Here is a 21326-nt window from a genome sequence, read left to right on the forward strand (position 1 = left end):
ATTTCCTTACCAGTTCCACAGGGTGCCGTCTTCAAGGCGGGCGACCGGCAAATAGGCGGGCTCATAGGGATATTTCGCTGCCAGCTTTTCATCAAACTCAATGCCCAGGCCTGGCTTATCGCCCGGATGCATATAGCCGTTATCGAAGGTCCAGCTGTGCGGGAAGACTTCCAGCATCTGCTCGGAGTAACCCATATATTCCTGTACGCCAAAGTTCGGTACCCAGAGATCGAAATGCAGCGCCGCAGCCATGCAGATCGGCGACAGATCGGACGGGCCGTGCGATCCGGTGCGAACCTGATACAGCGAGGCAAAATCAGCGATGCGGCGCATGCCGGTGATGCCGCCCGCATGGGTAATGGTGGTGCGGATATAGTCGATCAGCTGCTCTTCAATCAGCTGTTTGCAATCCCAGATGCTGTTAAATACTTCGCCCACGGCAATTGGCGTAACGGTATGCTGGCGGATCAGGCGGAAGCACTCCTGGTTTTCTGCCGGAGTAGGATCTTCCATCCAGAACAGTCGGTAATCTTCGATGCGCTTGCCAAAGCGTGCCGCTTCGATCGGCGTCAGGCGATGGTGCATGTCATGCAGCAGGTGCTCATCGAAGCCAAAGCGTTCACGCACGGCAGCGAACAGTTTTGGCGTAAAATCGAGATACTTTTCGCTCGACCAGAGCTGCTCTTCCGGCCAGTCGCCTTTAGTGGCGGGTTCATAGGCCATGCCTTTGCCTTTTGCCATGCCATAGGTGGTTTTCATGCCCGGCACGCCGCACTGCACGCGAATCGCCTTAAAGCCCATCTCTTTATGACGCGCATAGTCATCCAGCACTTCATCAATACTGTGGCCGGTGGTGTGGCAGTAGACCATAACGCCGGTACGCGATGCGCCGCCCAGCAGCTGATAGAGCGGCATGTTGGCGGCTTTGGCTTTGATATCCCACAGCGCCATATCAACGGCGGAAATCGCGGACATCGTGACCGGGCCGCGTCGCCAGTAGGCGCCTTTATAAAAGAACTGCCAGATATCTTCGATTTGATGCGCGTCGCGGCCAATCAGCTGCGGACAGATATGATCTTTCAGATAGGAAGCGACCGGCAGCTCGCGTCCGTTGAGCGTGGCATCGCCAATGCCGGTGATCCCTTGATCGGTGGTAATTTTCAGCGTGACAAAATTCCTGCCCGGGCAGGTAACAAAGACTTCAGCGTTAACGATTTTCATTCTTCTGACCTTGATAGCGACTTCGGATGAACGAAATCTAAGCGCTGTTGTACTACCATACAAGTAGAGATGGGCAGGAGTTCGATCGCGATCACACTGTTTCGCGCTGTCAGGTTGTGTTGTAAAGAATATGTTTAACCCACCGTCTAACAGGTCAGAAACAAGGGCATCGGGTATGAGTGGAAGCAGAGAAGAGAGAGGGTAACTGCCTGGTAGCTAAAACATTTTAGCCGCAGGCAGAAAAGTCATGTCAGGCGATAAGTTCACATTGCGGCGGTAAACGGCAAGTCAGCGCTCCGGCGATGACCTCAATATGAAACTCAGTGCCGCTGAGTGGCTCGCCGTCGAGGTTAAAGGTCATCTCGTTGGGTGAAGAGATGTTCAGCCACGGCAGCGAAGCGGAAATGATATTCGGATTCTGTTCATCGCTGGTTAAAGAGTGCAGCAGCGTGGAAAGCAGCTCTTGTGAATTGACGATACTCAGATCCAGTAAGCCATCGTTAATAAATGCCCGTGGACAAAGACGCTGGCCGCCGCCTGCCTGGCGTCCATTGCCGACGCCGATCGCCAGCGCATCGCCATTCCAGGAGAAATCGGGACCGCTGATGGCGCAGCTGTCCGCCTTTAACGCATCCATGCGCATCAAACCATGAATAAAATAGGAGACGCCGCCCAAAGCAGATTTCAGCTTTTCCGGCGTTTCGGTGGTGATACGCGTGCCGAAACCGCCTGTGGCCATGTTAATGAAATAGCGATCCTGATTAACGCGCGCCAGATCGATATTGACGGTTTCTCCCGCAATCGCCAGCCGCAGCGCGGCCTCGGGATCTTCAGGGATACCGGCGCTGGTCGCGAAGTCATTGGCGGTGCCCAACGGTAAAATCCCTAAAACCGGCCGGGAAGAGGATGCAATCTTGATCAGGCTGTTCGCCAGTTCATTAATGGTGCCGTCGCCGCCGCCCGCCACCACGGTCGTGGCATGCAGGGCAATAGCTTCCTGCAGATAACGCTCGCTGTCGCCTGTTTCCCAGGTTACGCGCACTTCAATGGGATAACCTTCAGCGCGTAGCGTAGCGATCGCCGTACGCAGCGCCTCGTTTCCCGCCCCTTTTCCATTCAGGATCACCAGTGTCAAAGCCTGTTTTTCCATGCTATTTCCCTTGGCAGCAAATATTGTAGTAAGAGTGACATCAAAACAACGCACCTGCGCAGGGGCCTGAATCCTCCACGCGTTGAGTCGCTCACTCATCTTTGTCAGACTGTTTTTATAGCACAGAAGCAGGGAAACGCTGTGCTTACGGGTGGGCTTTAAGAGCAACACGCAAAGAAAAACCCGCGCGGGGGAGCCGGGCGGGCGAATGAGGTGGTTCCTGGTATAGACTGCCGTTTCTTTTTGCTCGTTTTAGCAAGCGCGATGTTATCGACAAACCGCGCCGGCTAATGTGATCAAATTCTAAAAACTGTTATGGCGGATCATTAATTTGCGCTGGAGGCGTTCGCCTCCGCGTGCGGATTACGCGTAGTGGTGCCGTTAAGATTGCGCATCAGCAGAGCAAAGTTCAAATCTACCTCCTCCGGTACCGGCAGCCAGACCATATGGCCATTGCCGGGCGCAACCCCGGTCGGCTGACCTTTACTGTTTTCCAGCGCCGTCAGCGTAAAGTGCAGGTTACCGGCGGGGGTCATCAGCTCCAGGCTGTCGCCCACGGAGAACTTATTTTTTACGTCAACCTGCGCCAGCGCGCCGCGTCGTTCGCCGGTAAACTCGCCGACAAACTGCTGACGCTCAGAGATCGAATAGCCATAATCGTAGTTTTGATAGCTGTCATGGGTATGGCGGCGCAGGAAACCTTCGGTGTAACCGCGATGCGCCAGGCCTTCCAGCGTAGTGAGCAGCGAGGGATCGAAAGGCTTGCCAGCAGCAGCGTCGTCGATAGCGCGACGATAAACCTGGGCGGTACGGGCGCAGTAGTAAAATGATTTGGTGCGTCCTTCGATCTTCAGCGAGTGCACACCCATCCGCGTCAGGCGCTCCACGTGCGCCACGGCACGCAGATCTTTGGAATTCATGATATAGGTGCCGTGCTCATCTTCGAACGCGGTCATATATTCGCCGGGCCGCATCGCCTCTTCAATCATAAACACTTTATCGGTCGGCTGACCGGCACCGAGCGTCGGGGTGACATCCTGCACCGGAATCGGCTCATACTGATGTACAATATTGCCGATCTCATCCTCTTTGCCTTCCTGAACCTTGTACTCCCAGCGGCAGGCGTTGGTGCAGGTGCCCTGGTTGGGGTCGCGCTTGTTGATATAACCAGAAAGCAGGCAGCGCCCGGAATAGGCCATGCAAAGCGCACCATGCACAAAGATCTCCAGCTCCATTTCCGGCACCTGCTGGCGGATCTCTTCAATCTCTTCCAGCGACAGCTCGCGGGACAAAATAACGCGCGACAGCCCCATCTGTTGCCAGAATTTCACCGTCGCCCAGTTAACCGCGTTGGCCTGAACCGACAGATGGATCGGCATCGCGGGGAACGCGTCGCGCACCATCATGATCAGGCCGGGATCGGACATAATCAGCGCGTCCGGCTGCATATCAATCACCGGCTGGAGATCGCGGATAAAGGTTTTCAGCTTGGCGTTATGCGGGGCGATGTTCACAACCACATAAAATTTTTTACCCAGCGCGTGCGCTTCCTGAATACCCAGCGCCAGATTCTGATGGTTAAATTCGTTGTTGCGCACCCGCAGGCTGTAGCGTGGCTGACCGGCATACACGGCGTCTGCGCCATAGGCAAAGGCGTAACGCATATTTTTCAGCGTACCGGCCGGAGAAAGGAGTTCCGGTTTAAACATAATATTCTCAGTCTGATGTCAGGTCAGATATTGCTGACGGGCACAGCAAAATTGATGGCCCGTTAAAAGGTGAGAAATTCTAAGCGGCTGAAGCAGCGATGTAAATTGCGCTAGATCAAGCGACACGCATCCGCCTCCCAGCGGTAGCCCATGCCGTAGACGGCGCGAATAAAGGGCTGATCGGCGTCCAGCGCCTCCAGCTTGCGGCGCAGGTTTTTGATATGGCTGTCGATGGTACGATCGGTGACCACGCGATAATCGTCATAAAGGTGGTTTAACAGCTGCTCGCGCGAAAAGACTTTACCCGGTTCCTGCGCCAGCGTTTTCAGCAGACGAAACTCGGCGGGCGTCAGATCGAGCGCTTTTCCCGCCCAGCTGGCCTGAAAACGCGCTTCATTTACCAGCAGCGGCGACGGCGGTGCGGTATCTTCCTGGCTGCGCTGACAGCGACGCAGAATCGTTTTTACGCGCGCCACCACTTCACGCGGGCTGAAGGGCTTACAGATATAATCATCCGCGCCAATCTCCAGCCCCAGCAGGCGATCGATCTCTTCGATTTTTGCGGTAACCATTACAACCGGCAGATCGGAAAAGCGGCGTAGCTCACGACAGACGGAAAGGCCATCCAGCCCGGGCAGCATCAAATCCAGCAGGATCAGGTCCGGCGGCGTTTGTTTTACAAAAGCAAGAACCTCGTCGCCACGTGCCAGATGATGGGTGCGGTAGCTGGCCGCCTGCAGATAGTCGATCATCAGCTGAGCGATCTTTGGTTCATCTTCCACAATCAGGATAAGGGGCATGTTAAATTCGGTCATGGCTGGCTATTCAGGATTTATCGTGCGGCAATTCTACCCTGATTTGCAGTCCACCTAAATCAGAGTGATCCGCCGACATCGTACCGCCATGCGCTTCGACAATATTGCGGCAGATCGCCAGACCCAGCCCTGAGCCGCCGCTGGCGCGATTGCGGGAGCCTTCGGTGCGGTAAAAACGCTCAAATATTTGTTCCCGTTGCGCGTCAGCAACGCCCGGCGCGGAATCATCAATCAGCAGCTGCCAGCGATCCGTTGTGCTTTGCAGCGTCATTTTTACCGTTCCTCCCGCATCGGTGTAACGCAGGCTGTTTTCCAGCAGATTGGTAAACAGCTGGATCAGCCGATCAGGGTCGCCAAAAAAGGGTGCCTGCTCCACCAGCGACAGTTGCAGCCTTAAAGCATGACTGGCGTAGCGGGCATAGAAGTTACCGGCGACCAGCTCCAGCAACGCCGCCAGGTCGGTTGAGCTTTTGCGATAGGCAAGGGCGCCTTCATCCGACAGTGACAGCTGATGGAGATCGTCGACCAGCTTGGTGAGCGTGGCGACCTCCATCAGCAGCGAAGTGACCGCTTCAGGCGTCAGTTTACGCACGCCATCCTGCATCGCCTCCAGCTCGCCGCGCAGGATCGCCAGCGGCGTACGCAGCTCGTGGGAAATATCTGCCATAAAGGCGCGCCGCATGCTTTCGTTTTTTTCCAGAGAGCTGGCAAGACGGTTAAAATCCTGCGCCAGTCGCCCCAGCTCATCCTGACTGCTTACCGCCACCCGACTGGTAAAATGACCTGCTGCCAGCTGGTGGGTGCCAGCAACCAGCCGCCTGACCGGAGCCAGCAGCCCACGCGACATCAGCCAGGTCACCGCCGCCGCCAGCAGCGTTGACAGTCCGACAATCAGCCAGCTGGTTCGCCGCTGCTGCTGATCGAAATTAATATCGGCGCTGCGCGTCAGGCGCTCCGGCGGCGATCCGATTACCCAGCCGACAACATGCCCGCTGTCGGTATTAATGGCGCGGCGGATCCCCTCCTGCGGCACCGGTGAGCGCGGGCCGATCAGCACATGATAGCGCTGGTCGATAATCCAGAACTGGGTGCGCCAGCCATGCGGCGGCAGATGATTACTGGTATCTGGATTCTGCTCCAGCGAGCGCAGAATAGAAAACACCAGCCGGTTATTGTTGCGCAAAAAATCCCAGTTGCCGTGCTGCTGATACTGATCTGCCAGCGCCTCGCTCAGCAGCGTCAGCCGCTGTTCATTGCCGCGCTTGATGTAATCGATAAAGCCGTGCTCAAAACTCAGGCGGACGCCCCAGTGCATGGTGATCAGCACCAGCATGCAGGTAGAAAAAATAGCGCAAAACAGCTTCGCGCTGATGCCAAAACGCAATTTACCCATTAGCGCGACGATCTCCCGCGGCCCAGCGCCGCATTCTTACTTGATGCTTTTGGTACGCGCCAGAAAACCAGCGCTGGCAGCGCGATCACCAGCGCCACGCAAATCCAGGTATAGATAAAGGTTTCATGGGCCATTTCGCTGTCGATAGCGGCGTGATGACCAAAAGCGCCCAACAGCAGGCCAGCAATGGTGACGCCAATACTCATCGCCAGCTGCATAATCATCGACAGCAGGCTGTTGCCGCTGGAGGCGAGATTATCCGGCAGCTCTTTTAACGTCAGCGTATTCATTGAGGAGAAGCGAATAGCGTTTACCATCCCCTGGAAAAACAGCACGATCGGCAGCGCCCAGACCCAGCCCATCAGCGCCACCAGCGGAAACAGCAATACCACGCCCGCCAGCGCCAGGGTGGAGCCTACCAGTACATTACGGTAGCCAAAGCGGTTAACGATCTGCACCACGATGCGCTTCATGCCCATATTGCCCAGCACCATCGGGATCATCATCAGACCTGCATGAAACGGACTGTAGCCCATGCCAAGCTGTAAAAACAGCGGGGTAAGAAATGGCAACATCCCACTGCCGATACGTCCGGTCAGGCTGCCCAGCAGGCCGATTGAGTAGGTGCGGTTGTTGAACAGCTTCAGGCTGAACAGTGCGTTATCATTGGCCCGCGCATGCATCAGATAGAACAGCAGCGAGAAGACGCCCGCCAGAATCAACAGCCCCAGCGCCAGCGGCGAATTGCCGGATCCGTGTTGCCCGTCCAGCGCCAGCGTCAATGTCGCCATGCCCGCCGCCAGCAGCAGAAAACCGGAAAAGTCGAAGCGGCGCGTCTGCATAGAATAGTTAGGCATCAGCATAATGGTCGCCAGCGCCCCCAGAATCCCCACCGGCAGGTTAATCAGGAAAATCCAGTGCCAGCTGGCATACTCCACCAGCACGCCGCCCAGCGCCGGGCCAACCAGCGGGCCAATCTGCCCCGGCAGCGTGACAAAGGTCATGGCCGCCATATATTGCTCACGCGGCACGATTTTCATTACCGTCAGGCGGCCCACCGGCACCAGCATCGCGCCGCCGAAGCCCTGTAGCACGCGGGCCAGTACCAGCTGATTCAGGGTTCCCGCCAGCGCACAAAACAGCGAACCGAGGCTAAACAGCACGATGGCAGCAAAAAAGATGTTGCGCACGCCAAAGCGGTCCGCCAGCCAGCCGCTGAGCGGCAGCGTTACCGCCACCGTCAGCACATAGGAAACCACCACCGAATGCATCTGGAGCGGATCGACCCCTAAATCGCGCGCCATTGTGGGCAGGGCGGTATTCACAATGGTGGTATCCAGCGTCTGCATAAAAAAGCCAATGGCAACGATCCACAGCTGCCAGCGTACCGATGCAGATTGTGCATTCTTCATAGTTCGCCCCGGTTATGTCTTAAGCCTGGCGGCCGGTTAACCGGCGACCGCCAGCGGTTTTTTCTGTCGCCGCAGCTTGTCCATATAGAGATAAACCACCGGCGTGGTATAGAGCGTTAACAGCTGGCTCATTACCAGCCCGCCAACAATGGTAATGCCGAGCGGCTGACGCAGCTCCGCGCCGTCGCCGCTGGTCAGTACCAGCGGCAGCGCGCCCAGCAGGGCGGCCAGCGTGGTCATCACTATCGGACGAAAGCGCAGCAGTGACGCCTGGAAGATTGCTTCGCGTGCGCTCATGCTGCTGTTGCGCTGCGCCTCCAGCGCAAAGTCCACCATCATGATGGCATTCTTCTTTACGATGCCAATCAGCAGCATAATGCCGATCAGCGCAATCAGGCTAAAGGGCGCGCCGAAAAGCTCCAGCGCCAGCAGCGCGCCAACGCCCGCCGAGGGCAGCGTAGAGAGAATGGTCAGCGGATGCACATAGCTCTCATACAGGATGCCCAGCACAATATAGACGGTAGCGATCGCCGCAAGGATCAGCCACAGCTGGCTGTTCTGCGTCTCTTTAAACACCTGTGCGGTACCGGCAAAGCTGCCGCGCACGCTGGAAGGCACGCCCAGCGCGGTAATGGTGCGCTCAATCGCCTCTGACGCCTGCGACAGCGAAACGCCTTCCGGCAGGTTAAAGGCGATGGTAGACGCTGCCGACAGTCCCTGATGATTCACCGAGAGCGGCGCATTGGCGGGCTGCCAGCGGGCAAACCACGACAGCGGAATGGGCTTGCCGTCGCTGTTGATCAAAAACATCTGATCCAGCGCACTGATATCCTGGGTATAGCGCGGATCCACTTCCATGACCACTTTGTACTGATTAAGCGGCTTATAAATGGTGGAGATCTGGCGCTGCCCAAAAGCGTTGTTCAGCAGGGCGTTAGCGTCGGAAACATCAATGCCCAGCCGCGCCATGCTTTGCCGATCGTAAGTCAGCGCCATTTCTCCGCCTTTGTCCTGCTGGTCGGAACTCACGTCCGCCAGCTCCGGCAGCTTGCTGAACGCCGCACGAATTTTCGGCTCCCAGTTGCGCAGGTCGCTTAAATTATCTGACAGCAGCGTGTATTGATAGCTGGCGTTGGCCTCTCGTCCGCCAACGCGAATATCCTGCACCGGCATCAGAAACAGGCTGGCACCCGGCTCCTTCGCCAGCTTGACGCGTAGCCGGGCAATCACCTGTTGGGCGCTTTCAGTACGCTCGGAGAGCGGCTTCAGTGAGATAAACATCGAGCCGCTGTTGGTGCGCGAACCGCCGGTAAAACCGGTTACGTTATCCACCGCCGGATCCTGACGAATGATCTGCATAAAGTCCGCCAGCTTGCCGCGCATTGCCTGGAAAGAGATACTCTGATCGGCAGAGATAAAGCCCATCAGGCGGCCAGTGTCCTGTTCAGGGAAAAAGGTTTTTGGAATGGTGATATAGAGATATACCGTCAGACCGATGGTGGCCAGCAGCAGCAGCAACGTCCAGCGCGCCCGCTCCAGCACCCAGTGCAGTGAGCGGCCATAGCCGCGTTGCAGGCCCAGCAGCAGGCGGTTAAAACCTCGGGTGCGTGGCTGGCTGCCAGCCCGTTTCGCCTTCAACAGCCAGGCGCACATCATCGGCGTCAGGGTGATAGAAATCACCAGCGAGATCATAATCGCTACCGACAGGGTGACGGCAAATTCGCGGAACAGCCGTCCCACCAGCCCGCCCATCAGCAGTAGCGGAATAAATACCGCCACCAACGAGATGCTCATCGACAGCACGGTAAAGCCCACTTCGCGTACGCCCTGCAGCGCCGCCTGCAAGGGTTTCATCCCCGCTTCGATATGGCGGGAAATATTCTCCAGCACCACGATAGCGTCATCCACTACAAAACCGGTGGCAATGGTGAGCGCCATCAGCGACAGGTTGTTGAGACTGAATCCGCACAGGTACATAGCGGCAAAGGTGCCAATCAGCGAGACCGGCACCGCCACTGCCGGAATCAGGGTCGCGCGACCTGAGCGCAGGAACAGAAACACCACCAGAATCACCAGCGCCACGGCAATCACCAGCGATTGTTCTACCTCTTCCAGCGAGGCGCGAATGGTCGGTGAGCGATCCTGTGCCACCGCCAGATTAATGGCGGCGGGAATAATTTCATGCAGCTCCGGCAGCTCGGCGCGAATGCGGTCAACGGTCTGGATCACGTTGGCGTCAGCGGTTTTGCGGATCACCAACAGCACCGCCGGTTTAGCGTTGGTCATCCCGGCGTTGCGCACATCCTGCACCGAGTCGGTAACCGTGGCGACATCCGCCAGGCGCACCGCTGCGCCATTGTTGTAATGCACCACCAGCGGCTGATATTCCGCTGCGGTTTTCAGCTCATCATTGGTTCTGAGCTGCCAGCGCTCTCCAGGGTTTTCCACTGCCCCCTGCGGACGGCGCACGTTGGCGTTGGCGATCGCCTGACGCACCGCATCCAGCGAAACGCCCTGATTAAACAACGCCTGTGGATTCAGCTGCACCCGCACCGCTGGCAGCGAGCTGCCGCCAACGGCCACGTCGCCAACCCCTTCAATCTGCGCCAGCTTTTGCGCCAGCTGCGTCGAGGCGTAGTCATACATCTGACCAGGCGTCCAGTCATCGGAGGTCAGCGTCATAATCATGATCGGCGCATCGGACGGGTTCGCCTTGCGCCAGCTGGGACGGGCGGGCATCCCGCTGGGCAACAGGCTTTGCGCGGCGTTGATCGCCGCCTGCACATCACGCGCCGCGCCGTTAATATCGCGATCGTAGTCAAACACCATAATGATGCGCGTACTGCCCAGCGAACTGGTGGAGGTCATTTCACTGACGCCGGCGATACGCCCCAGCGAACGCTCCAGCGGCGTCGCTACCGATGACGCCATGGTTTCCGGCGACGCGCCCGGCAGCGAAGCGCTAATCATAATCACCGGGAAATCGACCTGCGGCAGCGGCGACACCGGCAGCAGGCGAAAGCCAAGTATGCCGACCAGTGCAATCGCCAGCGTTAACAGCGTGGTGGCGACCGGGCGGTAGATAAACAGCGCAAAAAACTTCACGACTGCGCCTCCCCGCGCTGCAAACGGCGACGCGTGTAGTGCGCCAGGCGATCGAACAGCAGGTAAATCACCGGCGTGGTAAACAGCGTCAACACCTGGCTGAGGATCAGCCCGCCGACCATGGCAATGCCGAGCGGACGACGCAGTTCAGCGCCGACGCCGGTGCTCAGCATCAGCGGCAACGCGCCCAGCAGCGCCGCCAGCGTGGTCATCAGGATGGGACGAAAGCGCAACAAACAGGCCTGATAGATGGCGTCATAGGGCGTTTTACCCTGTTCGCGCTCGGCGGCAAGGGCGAAATCGATCATCATGATGGCGTTTTTCTTCACGATACCAATCAGCAGAATAATGCCGATGATGGCAATAATATCCAGCTCGTGACCGCTCAACAGCAGCGCCAGCAGCGCGCCTACACCGGCGGTGGGCAGGGTAGAGAGGATGGTGATAGGATGGATAAAGCTCTCATACAGTACGCCAAGCACGATATACATCGCCACAATGGCGGCCACAATCAGCCATACCGTGCTGCCCAGCGCCGCCTGAAACGCCAGCGTGCTGCCCTGAAAGCGGGTCATGATTTCCGACGGCATCGCCAGATCTTTTTCCGCCGCGCTAATCGCCTGCACCGCTTCGCCCAGCGAATAACCGCTGTTGAGGTTGAACGAGAAGGTGGTTGACGGGAACTGATCGAGGTGGTTAATCGTCAGCGCGCCATGCTGCTGCTCAACCCGGGCAATGGTGCTGAGCGGCACCGTGCCGCCGTCGCTGGTAGCGATGCGGATAGCCTCCAGCGCCTGCAGGCCAGGCGCGTTTTGCGTATCCTGCTCCAGCACCACACGATACTGATTGGCCTGGGTGTAAATGGTGGAAATCAGCCGCTGGCCGAACGCGTTATACAGCGCGTTATCAATATCGCTCATGCTGATGCCGAGGCGGCTGGCGCTGTCGCGGTCGACTTTAACATACGCCTCCAGTCCCTGATCCTGCCAGTCGCTGCTGACATCCTTCAGCTGCGGCAGCGTACGCAGGCGCGCCAACAGCTGCGGCACCCACTGGCTTAACGACGCCAGCGAGCCGGTTTGCAGCGTAAACTGATACTGCGTGCGGCTCAGCTGGGTATCGATAGTTAAATCCTGCACCGGCTGCAGCCACAGCGTGACGCCCGGCACGCGCGCTACCGCGCTTTGCAGACGCTCAATCACCGCCGGAATACGATCGTCACGCTCATCCAGCGGCTTCAGGTTAATCTGGACGCGTGCGCTGTTCAGTGCCGGATTGGTGCCATCAACGCCGACGAATGAGGTGACACTCTGCACCGCCGGATCGCGCTCAATAATCGAGGCGACATCGCGCGTGCGCTGCGCCATGCTGCTGTAAGAGACGCTTTGCGGTGCCTGCAGCGTACCCTGAATAATGCCGTTATCCTGTAGCGGGAAGAAGCCTTTGGGTATGAACATCCACAGCAGCAGCGTCAGGACCAGCGTACCCAACGCCACGCCCAGCGTGAGCCACGGATGGTTTAACACGCGGGTCAGCAAGCGACCATAAACGGCGATAATACGCTCGAACATCGCTTCGCTGGCGCGGGAGAAGCGGTTCTGACGGCGCAGCGATTCCGCATTTAGCATACGTGCACACATCATCGGCGTGAGCGTCAGCGAGACAATAGCGGAAATCAATATTGCCACCGCCAGCGTAACGGCAAACTCGCGGAACAGACGTCCGACGATATCGCCCATAAACAGCAGCGGGATCAGCACAGCAATCAGTGAGAAGGTGAGGGAGATAATGGTAAAGCCAATCTCACCAGCCCCTTTCAGCGTGGCGGCCAGTGGCTTTTCCCCCTGCTCGATATAGCGGGATATGTTCTCGATCACCACTATCGCATCGTCCACCACAAAACCAGTGGCGATAGTGAGCGCCATCAGCGTCAGATTATTCACTGAGAAGCCGAGCAGCCAGAGCACCGCAAAGGTGCCGATCAATGATAGCGGCACCGCTACCGCAGGAATAATGGTGGCGGGGACGTTGCGCAGAAACAGGTAAATAATCATCACCACCAGCGCCAGCGCCAGCAGCAGCTCCAGCTGCACATCATGCACCGAGGCACGAATATTGGTGGTACGGTCGGAAAGTAATTTTACTTCGACCGATTTCGGCAGCGAGGCGGTCAGTTCAGGCAGCAGGCTACGAATATTGTCGGCGGTCGCGATGATATTCGCTCCCGGCTGGCGCTGAACGTTAAGCACAATCGCCTGCTGCCGGTTGGCCCATGCGCCGAGCCAGCTATTTTCTGCACCCTGTTCAACGGTAGCGACATCGCCCAGCCGCACCGGCGCGTTATTGCTGTAGGTGATAATCAGCTGACGATAATCTTCCGCCGACTGCATCTGGTCGTTGGCCGACAGGGTAATTGAGCGCTCCGGTCCGTCAAGGCTGCCTTTCGCTGAGTTAACGTTGGCGTTGGCGATAGCGGTACGTACCGTTTCGCTGTCAAGACCGAGTGCCGCCAGCGCCTGCGCATTCATTTTTACACGCACTGCCGGACGCTGCCCGCCCGACAGCGTAACCAGCCCCACGCCGCTAACCTGGGAAATTTTCTGGGCGATACGGGTTTCCACCATATCCTGCACCTGCGTCATCGGCATGCTGGTGGTGGTCACCGCCAGTGTCATAATCGGCGGATCGGCGGGGTTGACCTTGCTGTAAACCGGCGGATTGGGTAAATCATCCGGCAGCAGGTTGGTGGCGGAGTTAATTGCCGCCTGCACTTCCTGCTCAGCGACATCCAGCGGCAGCGTAAGCTGAAACTGTAAAGTCACAACCGAAGCACCACCGGAACTCTGCGACGACATCTGCTGCAGCCCGGACATCTGTCCGAACTGACGCTCCAGCGGCGCGGTAATGGCGGAGGTGACCACATCGGGGCTGGCGCCAGGATAAAGCGTGACCACCTGAATGGTGGGGTAATCCACTTCCGGGAGCGCGGAAACCGGCAAAAAGCGATAGCCCAGAATACCGGCCAGCAGAATAGCGACCATTAACAGCGTGGTGGCGACCGGTCGCAGAATAAAGTGGCGCGATGGGCCGCCGGTGGCATTAGGAGGTAAAACCTGCATCAGGCGCGATCTCCTTTTGCGCGCGCGGGCTGAGTGGCTTTATCGCTGGCCAGCGGCGTTGTTTGCGGCGCTACCACCTCTACTTTTGCCCCTTCCGTCAGGCGATCCAGCCCGTCGGTGACCACCCGTTCGCCAGCATCCAGCCCGGCGCTGATAACCACTTTTTCGCTATCCTGTAGCCCTGGCTTGACGCTTTTCTTACTCACCTGGTTCTCGCTGTTGATGACCCAGACGAAATTGCCTTCGCTGCCCATCTGCAACGCGGCAACGGGAATTACCACTGCGTCATGCAGCGTATTGACCTTCAGGCGCGCATTCACAAACTGATTGGGAAACAGACGGTCATCCTCGTTGCTGAAACGGGCCTTCAGCTTGATGGTACCGGTGGTGGTGTCAATCTGGTTATCCAGACTAAGCAGCTCGCCCTGCGTCAGCATGGTGCTGTTACTGCGATCCCAGGCCTCTACAATCAGCGGCTGGCCCGCTTTCTGCGCCTGTAAAATTGGCTGAATGTTATTTTCCGGCAGGCTGAACAGCACATCGATCGGGTGCGTTTGCGTCAGCACCACCAGCCCGGTGCTGTCACCGCTGGTGATATAGTTGCCGACATCGACCTGCTTCAGGCCGACGCGACCGGCAATCGGCGCGGTAATGCGGCTGTAGGTGAGATTAAGCTCGGCGCTGGCGACGCTGCCTTCGTCCGCCTTGATAGTACCCTGGGTTTCACTGACCAGCGACCGCTGGGTATCCAGCTCCTGCTGAGAGACCAGGCTGCTCTTCGCCAGTTTTTGATAGCGCACCAGATCGCGCTGGGCGTTAGCCAGCGTTGCCTTATCACGCGCCAGCTGTCCCTGCGCCTGTGCCAGCGCCACCTGATAAGGACGTGGATCGATCTCCGCCAGCAGCTGACCCGCCTCGACCTGTTGCCCTTCCTGAAAATGAATCGCCATCAGCTGGCCGTCAACGCGGCTGCGCACCGTCACCGTATTGGCGGCGGTGACGGTGCCCAGACCAGAAAAGTATTGCGGTACGCTTTGCGTCTGCGCGGTGGCGGCCTGTACCGGCGCCAGCGGCATGTTACGCCTGCCGTTTTTGCCGCGCGGCTGCTGTTGGGAGGCGTTTGTGGTGCTGCCGCCATCACCTTTAGGCCATAAAAAATAACCGGCAACGGCGACCAGCGCGACAAGGATCAATAACAGAATTTTTTTAGATATAGAGCGTGAGGCATTCATTGCTGTTTATTGCTCTCCGGCAGTGTAATCAATAGTTCCAGGCGGGACAGTCAGGCTATTCCCGCAAAGTTAACCAGTGTAGTTACCAAACAGGATAAAAAAATGAAGGAAATAAGAATATCTGTAAGGCAGCCGTAAGGCTGACGTAAGTATCCGCAATCTCATCAGATGAGACAAATCAGAGCAGGGCATCAGAAACTGATACAGAAGCACAGATGTTTGCTACGCTCATCAACAGGTTGGCAATACATTAATTCAGGAGAACAATGATGAACCAAATTGAAACCCGTCAGCTTGGGCGCAGTGGCATTGAAGTTCCTACGCTTACCTTTGGCGGCAACGTTTTTGGCTGGACCGTGGACCAGGATACCTCTTTCTCACTGCTGGATGCGCTGGTGGAAAAAGGGCTGTGGTTCATTGATACCGCTGATGTTTATTCACGCTGGGCACCGGGCAACCAGGGGGGAGAATCGGAAACCATCATTGGCAACTGGCTGAAAAAAAGCGGCAAACGCGACAAAATTGTGCTGGCTACCAAAGTGGGCATGGAGCTGTCGCCGGAGAAAACCGGACTGTCAGCCAACTATATTCGGCAGGCGGTGGAAGATTCGCTGCGTCGTCTGCAAACCGACTATATCGATCTTTATCAGGCGCATCGCGATGACGATCAAACCCCACTGGAGGAGACGTTAAAAGCGTTCGACGATCTGATCCGGGAAGGTAAAGTGCGTGCGATCGGCGCCTCTAACTATTCAGCGGATCGTCTCACACAGGCGCTGAAGATCAGCGAAGAAAATGGACTGGCGCGTTATGAGACCCTGCAACCGGAGTATAACCTCTACGATCGCCAGGAATATGAAAGCGGTCTGGAGCAGGTTGCCACTGAAAATGACATCGGTGTGATCAACTACTATTCGCTGGCCAGCGGCTTTCTGAGCGGCAAATATCGTCGTCCGGAGGATGCCAGCAAGAGCAAGCGCGGGCAGGGCGTGGTAGAGAAATACCTTAACGAGCGTGGGCTGCGTATTTTGCAGGCGCTGGACGAGGTATCTCAGGCGCGCGGCATTACCCCAACGCAGGTAGCGCTGGCGTGGCAGATTGTCCGTCCGGGGATCACTGCTCCCATCGTTAGCGCCACGTCGCTGGAGCAGTTAAATGAGCTGGTGAAAGCAGCCCAGCTACGGCTGAATCTGGATGAAGTGGAAAAGATCACGCAGGCCAGCCGCTATTAAGCCAGCCTGATAAAAATGCGCCTGCGGGCGCTTTTTTTATGCGGCTGCCTGGCCATTAGCCTATTACTGAACAAAAAAGCGGTTGGCTTTGCGCATTGAGCGATATCGCTCCGCGTAAAAAATCAGCACGCCCAATGCGCTACCGATAAGCAACAGCAGCAGTAACGCCGGTAAGGCTTCGCCGTAACAGACGCGCCAGAGCGAAGCGCCTGTAACCATCACTGCCAGACAAACCATCGCTCCGGTATAGCGATAAAGCAGCATCAGCAGCAGAGCAAAAGCGAGATACTGTTGAAAACTGAGATTCCACAGGCTCACGATAAATGTATCCATACTTTAATACGGGGCTGAAATGCTAACATGCGCGCGCCAGGAAACCGCGTTAATTGTTTTAAAGCATCGTCAGGCAAACATAATTTGCGCCCAGCGAGCCAGCCCGGCGGTGACCGAGCCGAAATCATCGCCGGAGGCCAGCGGAATGGCAGGCAGCTGCTGCTGCAGCGCCTGACGCAACAGCGGCGAGCGGGCGCTGCCGCCGGTCAGGTAGATCATATCTGGCGTGGTGCCGCTGGTTTCCAGCGCCAGCCTGACCTGCTCCTGGATACGATCCAGCGGCGCGGCGATGGCCGCTTCCAGCCCTTTGCTGGCGATATCCGTGCGTAATCCGGCTTCGATAAACGCCAGCGCTGCGCTGGTTTCAGCCCGGTCGGAAAGGGCGATTTTGCTCTCTTCCGCCGCCCGCACCAGGCGATAGCTAAGGCGCTGCTGCCAGACTTTCAGCAGGCGCTGCACCTTTTCCGGCTGACGCGCATCGCGTATCAGATCCTGTAACAGTTTGCGGCAGGCGGCTGAATAAAAGTCGCTTTGCGCCGGAACGTCGTTGATCGCCACCGCGTTCCACCAGGGCAGGGCGGGCAGGGCGGTGCCTTTTTGCGTTTCTCCGCCCAGCCCCAGCAGCGGCATCAGCTCTTTATAAGCCAGCGCAATATCCAGATCGTTACCACCAACGCGGCAGCCGCTGTGCCCTAACAGGCTGCTGGTGCGATCGGCGCGATTGTGCCATTGCGGACCCATCAGCAGCATACTGCAGTCGGTGGTGCCCCCGCCGATATCCACCACCAGCACCCGCTTTTCTTCCTGCAGCGTGGCTTCAAAATCGAGCCCCGCCGCCACCGGTTCAAACTGAAAGATCACATCACGGAAACCGGCGCGGCTGGCAGCTCGCGCCAGAATGCCCTGAGCCTGACGGTTCGCCTCGTCGCCGCCTAATCCCTGAAAGTTAACCGGTCGACCAATCACCGCCTGATCGATGGATCCGCTCAGCTGCTGTTCTGCGGTTTGGCGAATATGCAGCATCATGGCGCACACCAGATCTTCAAACAGGGCGATCTGCTGCGGCTTCAAGCCGTTGGCACCGAGAAAGGATTTGGGCGATTTAACAAACCAGACCTCTTCAGAGTCGGTCATATACTGCGACAGCGCATCAAGACCAAAGTGGATGCTGCCGGGGGTTACTTCAATATCTTCATCGCGGTTAAAGGCGATGGCGCGCCGCAGCAGCGCCTGATTTTCCGCTTCCGGCGTCGGCACCTGATGATGGCGAAAGAGCCATTCGCTGATCGCTTCACGCGTCGGCCCGCACAGCATTGAGGGCAGATAAGGAGAATCCTTTTCCAGTTTAAGCAGCCGCGGCGCGCCATTTTCTACCACGGCCACGGAACAGTTAGCCGTTCCGTAATCAAAACCGATAAACATAAAGATCCCCCTTAAGAAAAAAGGGGGTGACTTTACCCGAGCCGATCGGCACTGGCAAATGTTTCACACGTTGCAAATTGCCCTGTGCTCATCGGCTGGCTATTTAATGGCGAAAAAGCTGTTTTCCAGCAGCGTGTTTAACGGCACGCAGCTGCTGAGCGCATCGCCCCAAACGCCATTAATGCCGATACTATTCAACGTTGACAACGCCATCGCCAGGTCCACTGGCCCGGCAACGGTAGCGATGTTCAACCGCTGCGCCTGTCCGTGAATAATAGAAACCAGCATCTCGTCCATCAGATTAAAATGTACGTTGGCAGTAAGGTCGGGAGACAGCTGTATAAAATCGATCTGTTCATGAGCGATCTGCTTAAAGAGATCCAGGTTGCGGCCAAAATCACGCAGCAGGATACGGCAACCCTGCTGACGCAGATGCTGCAGGACAGGACGCAACGCCTCGCTATGCTGTAACAGCGCGCAGGTTTCCAGACTCATAATTAACGCATCACCATGCAGCGGACTGGCGTCAAGGTGGCTGAAAAGCGTCTTCTGCCATGCCACGTTCATCAAGCCTTCGACTGTCAGCGGCAACACGATTTGTAACCCTTTCCGGGCGATGCCCGGCGCGTAAAGAGAGAAAAAACTCTCAATCAGCGCGTGATCCAACGCCAGACGCCGCGTGTCATTTGGTAACGCGGCGCGATAGTCAGCGATAGCGGCTTCATGCCCCTGTGCGTTGGTGAGTCGGGGTTGCAAAAGATGAAAACTGGCGGTTTGTGTCTTGCCAGGGGCCGATACCGACCAGGCCTGCCAGCGTAGCGGCTTATCAGGAGGTGTGGCCTGCTCTTTAAATGTAAGCGTAACCGGCGTCGCTGGCTGGGGCCGGGTTTCATACACGGTCAGTTGACCGCGTCCGTTGTGCTTGGCGTTGTAACAGGCCAAATCCGCCTGCGCCAGCACCTCGCTGCTCTGACAGTTATCCCCATTAATCAACGTTAGTCCGGCGCTGGCACCAATGCGGTAGAGCTTGCTTTCCCATAAAAAGCGGTAGTCATTAATGGCGTTGACAATATCCTGCGCCACCTGACGGGCCGCGCTTATTCCACAGTCGGCTATCAACAGGCCGAACTCATCGCCGCCAAGACGAGCCAGAAAATCGTTGCTACGCAGCCGGTGCGTCATTAATTCGGCCAGCTCAGTGAGCAGCGCGTCACCTGCCGCATGCCCGGCGCTGTCATTGACCGCTTTAAAACGATCGAGATCGATAAACACCAGAACGTGCTGTTGTTGCCTTTCGCTGGCGGAGAGCAGCAGCCGTTTAAGCTGGTGGTCAAAACTGGCCCGATTAGGTAGCCGCGTTAGCGTATCGTGTGAAGCGCTGTAATGCAGACGTTTCAGCATTTCACGCGATTCGCTTACATCCTGCATCACCATAACGCTGCCGATGTTTTTTCCCGTCACTGTTTTCAGCGGCGTCAGGCTGTACTGAATAGCGAAATGTTCGCCGGAAGCGTTATGCAACACCAGATCGCGATCGGGATCGTTCATGGTGCCGGGAAGGTTACAGCACAGAATATCCTCTACTTCCGGGCCGCGCGCGCCGTGGGTAATGCGCAAAATATCACCCAGCGATTTTCCTGCCGCCTGCTCCTGCGTCCAGCCGCTCATCTGTTCGGCGACCGGGTTCATAAACGTCACGCGCATCTCTTCATCGGTGCTGATTACCGCTTCGCCGATGGCGTCCAGCGTAATCAACATCTGCTCTTTTTCACGGTACAGCGCTTCGGTCAGCAGGCGCAGTTCGGTAATGTCCTGGTTAATGCCCAGCAGCCGCGCAATTTTTCCCTCGGCGTTGCGCTGGCTCTCCGCCTGCGTGCGGATAAAGCGCAGGCCGTTGCGGGTAGTAATCCGGCACTCCATGCTGAAAGGGATGTCATCCTCCAGCGCGCGCCGTACCGCCTCTTGCGCGAGGGGACGATCTTCCGGTAGCAGGCGGCTGAGCCAAAACGCATAGGTAGGACGCAAGGTTGGCTCCAGCTCATAAATAGTATACATGCGTCGGTCCCAGCTCATTTCATTGCGCATGACATCCCATTCCCAGACGCCGATGCCGCCCGCTTCATTAGCCAGCGTAATGCGCTCCATTAGCCGTCGGTTCGTCTCTTCGCTGGCGCGGATATGTTTTTTCTCTTCGCGAAAGGCGTGCATCACCATCGTCATCATGTGACTGGGGATCAAAATCAGCAGAAGCGGCAGCCAGGGCGCGGTGATCATAAATGAAGAATTGAACGCCGGCATGCTGACCAAACCCAGCACCAGCATCAGCGATATCAGCGAGACGTTGGCGAAAAAAACTAAAAATGCGGCGAGGCGCGGCAGACGTACCGCAACCCAAAACAGAATCACCATGACAAAAGTAAAGGGCCAGGGTAAAAAGCGCAGCGCCAGAAAGCTCATAAGCAATGAAGCGGCCAGGGCGATCAGCGTTGCCAACAGTACGTCCTGCTGCACCTGCAGACGCAGGTAGCGCGGCTGCCACAGCAGACAGATTGGGCCGAGCGCCAGCATGCCGATAACTTCTGATAATACCCAGACAGTAAAAAAGCGCAGGGTAGGCGTGCCGCCAGAAAAGTGGGACCACCAGAGCGCGACAAGCCCGCTGGCTAACGGCACCAGCATCCCCGCCGTAACCACTATCTTCAACCAGCTCATCAGCGAATCGAGCGCGGATTCAGGCTTGATCAACAGGCGCAGCAGGTAGCCGCCCAGCAGGCTTTGCAGCAGATTGATAAAGGCAAAAGAGAACAGCGGCCAGTGCGGCCCCAAAACCATAATATGCGCGCCCAGCGTACCGGCCAGGCAGGCCAGCAACAGCAGTGCCTGCTGGCGGCCACGGCTGCGAAAAACCACCGCCGTCATCAGCGCCGAAGCATACCAGATGGGCGAAATAGCATTATCGAGCACCCTCAGCGTCAGGCAAAACAGCGAGGCGATAAAGCAGATCAGGCCCAGCAGCAGAGCGGGCCTGAAAGAAGATAACGTGCTGTGCGCGGGCGAAATAGTATGGGTTGTCATTCACGGGTCCGGCGAGCCTGCCCGCAAAAGCGCGAGCAGGCGTTATATCACTTTGGTGATGCTAGCACAGGATGTTAAAACCAACCCGATGGCAACCGCTGAAATAGC

At 57.2% G+C, this 21326-nt stretch carries 13 protein-coding genes; 1 reads left to right on the forward strand and 12 read right to left on the reverse strand.

Annotated features, from left to right (window positions below; translation table 11 throughout):
* Positions 1–6: 6 nt before the first annotated feature.
* From manD to ACQE3Z_RS02645, 9 genes are all read right to left on the reverse strand, one after another.
* On the reverse strand, positions 7–1221 hold the full coding sequence (manD, locus tag ACQE3Z_RS02605) for a D-mannonate dehydratase ManD (RefSeq protein WP_426972006.1): 1215 nt from the start codon (positions 1219–1221) through the stop codon (positions 7–9).
* A gap of 250 nt (positions 1222–1471) precedes the next feature.
* Complete coding sequence (yegS, locus tag ACQE3Z_RS02610; protein ID WP_426972008.1) at positions 1472–2371, reverse strand: lipid kinase YegS; 900 nt, start codon at positions 2369–2371, stop codon at positions 1472–1474.
* 326 nt (positions 2372–2697) lie between these two features.
* Positions 2698–4080: a tRNA 5-hydroxyuridine modification protein YegQ gene (yegQ, locus tag ACQE3Z_RS02615; RefSeq protein ID WP_426972010.1), complete on the reverse strand. Its 1383-nt coding sequence runs from the start codon at positions 4078–4080 to the stop codon at positions 2698–2700.
* Between the two features lie 110 nt (positions 4081–4190).
* Positions 4191–4895, reverse strand: coding sequence for a two-component system response regulator BaeR (gene baeR, locus ACQE3Z_RS02620; protein ID WP_250650335.1), 705 nt, complete (start codon positions 4893–4895; stop codon positions 4191–4193).
* A 10-nt stretch (positions 4896–4905) separates the two neighbouring features.
* Positions 4906–6288, reverse strand: a complete 1383-nt coding sequence (gene baeS / locus ACQE3Z_RS02625; protein WP_426972011.1) for a two-component system sensor histidine kinase BaeS — start codon at positions 6286–6288, stop codon at positions 4906–4908.
* Entirely contained in the window at positions 6288–7700 is a 1413-nt protein-coding gene (gene mdtD, locus ACQE3Z_RS02630) for a multidrug transporter subunit MdtD (RefSeq protein WP_426972013.1), read from the reverse strand. Before mdtD ends, baeS begins: the two co-directional genes overlap by 1 nt.
* 36 nt (positions 7701–7736) lie before the next feature.
* On the reverse strand, positions 7737–10805 hold the full coding sequence (mdtC, locus tag ACQE3Z_RS02635) for a multidrug efflux RND transporter permease subunit MdtC (RefSeq protein WP_426972014.1): 3069 nt from the start codon (positions 10803–10805) through the stop codon (positions 7737–7739).
* The gene (locus ACQE3Z_RS02640) at positions 10802–13924 is read right to left on the reverse strand and encodes an MdtB/MuxB family multidrug efflux RND transporter permease subunit (RefSeq protein ID WP_426972015.1); all 3123 of its coding nucleotides are present in this window, start codon (positions 13922–13924) and stop codon (positions 10802–10804) included. The genes mdtC and ACQE3Z_RS02640 overlap by 4 nt, the downstream gene beginning before the upstream one ends.
* Positions 13924–15156, reverse strand: coding sequence for an MdtA/MuxA family multidrug efflux RND transporter periplasmic adaptor subunit (locus ACQE3Z_RS02645; protein ID WP_426972017.1), 1233 nt, complete (start codon positions 15154–15156; stop codon positions 13924–13926). Before ACQE3Z_RS02645 ends, ACQE3Z_RS02640 begins: the two co-directional genes overlap by 1 nt.
* Before the next feature lie 269 nt (positions 15157–15425).
* Here ACQE3Z_RS02645 and ACQE3Z_RS02650 point away from each other — a divergent pair, with 269 nt between their 5' ends.
* Positions 15426–16388 carry an aldo/keto reductase gene (locus tag ACQE3Z_RS02650; protein WP_250652745.1) on the forward strand — a complete coding sequence of 321 codons (963 nt, stop codon included), beginning with the start codon at positions 15426–15428 and terminating at the stop codon, positions 16386–16388.
* A 63-nt stretch (positions 16389–16451) separates the two neighbouring features.
* On the opposite strand, the gene ACQE3Z_RS02655 is transcribed toward ACQE3Z_RS02650, so the two are convergent.
* The 3 genes from ACQE3Z_RS02655 to ACQE3Z_RS02665 form a co-directional block, all read right to left on the reverse strand.
* Positions 16452–16721 carry a hypothetical protein gene (locus ACQE3Z_RS02655; RefSeq protein WP_426972018.1) on the reverse strand — a complete coding sequence of 90 codons (270 nt, stop codon included), beginning with the start codon at positions 16719–16721 and terminating at the stop codon, positions 16452–16454.
* Positions 16722–16790: 69 nt separating this feature from the next.
* Positions 16791–18143 carry a molecular chaperone gene (gene yegD / locus ACQE3Z_RS02660; protein ID WP_426972019.1) on the reverse strand — a complete coding sequence of 451 codons (1353 nt, stop codon included), beginning with the start codon at positions 18141–18143 and terminating at the stop codon, positions 16791–16793.
* 99 nt (positions 18144–18242) lie between these two features.
* Positions 18243–21218, reverse strand: coding sequence for a diguanylate cyclase domain-containing protein (locus ACQE3Z_RS02665; protein ID WP_426972020.1), 2976 nt, complete (start codon positions 21216–21218; stop codon positions 18243–18245).
* Positions 21219–21326 lie beyond the last annotated feature (108 nt).

This window comes from Pantoea sp. FN0307, assembly GCF_050113815.1.
Lineage (GTDB): Bacteria > Pseudomonadota > Gammaproteobacteria > Enterobacterales > Enterobacteriaceae > Mixta > Mixta alhagi.

What these genes read in the sequence shown, in the direction of transcription:
- manD (WP_426972006.1), bottom strand. Translation starts at nt 1,221, where the DNA reads ATGAAAATCGTTAACGCTGAAGTCTTTGTTACCTGCCCGGGCAGGAAT.
- yegS (WP_426972008.1), bottom strand. Translation starts at nt 2,371, where the DNA reads ATGGAAAAACAGGCTTTGACACTGGTGATCCTGAATGGAAAAGGGGCG.
- yegQ (WP_426972010.1), bottom strand. Translation starts at nt 4,080, where the DNA reads ATGTTTAAACCGGAACTCCTTTCTCCGGCCGGTACGCTGAAAAATATG.
- baeR (WP_250650335.1), bottom strand. Translation starts at nt 4,895, where the DNA reads ATGACCGAATTTAACATGCCCCTTATCCTGATTGTGGAAGATGAACCA.
- baeS (WP_426972011.1), bottom strand. Translation starts at nt 6,288, where the DNA reads ATGGGTAAATTGCGTTTTGGCATCAGCGCGAAGCTGTTTTGCGCTATT.
- mdtD (WP_426972013.1), bottom strand. Translation starts at nt 7,700, where the DNA reads ATGAAGAATGCACAATCTGCATCGGTACGCTGGCAGCTGTGGATCGTT.
- ACQE3Z_RS02640 (WP_426972015.1), bottom strand. Translation starts at nt 13,924, where the DNA reads ATGCAGGTTTTACCTCCTAATGCCACCGGCGGCCCATCGCGCCACTTT.
- ACQE3Z_RS02645 (WP_426972017.1), bottom strand. Translation starts at nt 15,156, where the DNA reads ATGAATGCCTCACGCTCTATATCTAAAAAAATTCTGTTATTGATCCTT.
- ACQE3Z_RS02650 (WP_250652745.1), top strand. Translation starts at nt 15,426, where the DNA reads ATGAACCAAATTGAAACCCGTCAGCTTGGGCGCAGTGGCATTGAAGTT.
- ACQE3Z_RS02655 (WP_426972018.1), bottom strand. Translation starts at nt 16,721, where the DNA reads ATGGATACATTTATCGTGAGCCTGTGGAATCTCAGTTTTCAACAGTAT.
- yegD (WP_426972019.1), bottom strand. Translation starts at nt 18,143, where the DNA reads ATGTTTATCGGTTTTGATTACGGAACGGCTAACTGTTCCGTGGCCGTG.
- ACQE3Z_RS02665 (WP_426972020.1), bottom strand. Translation starts at nt 21,218, where the DNA reads ATGACAACCCATACTATTTCGCCCGCGCACAGCACGTTATCTTCTTTC.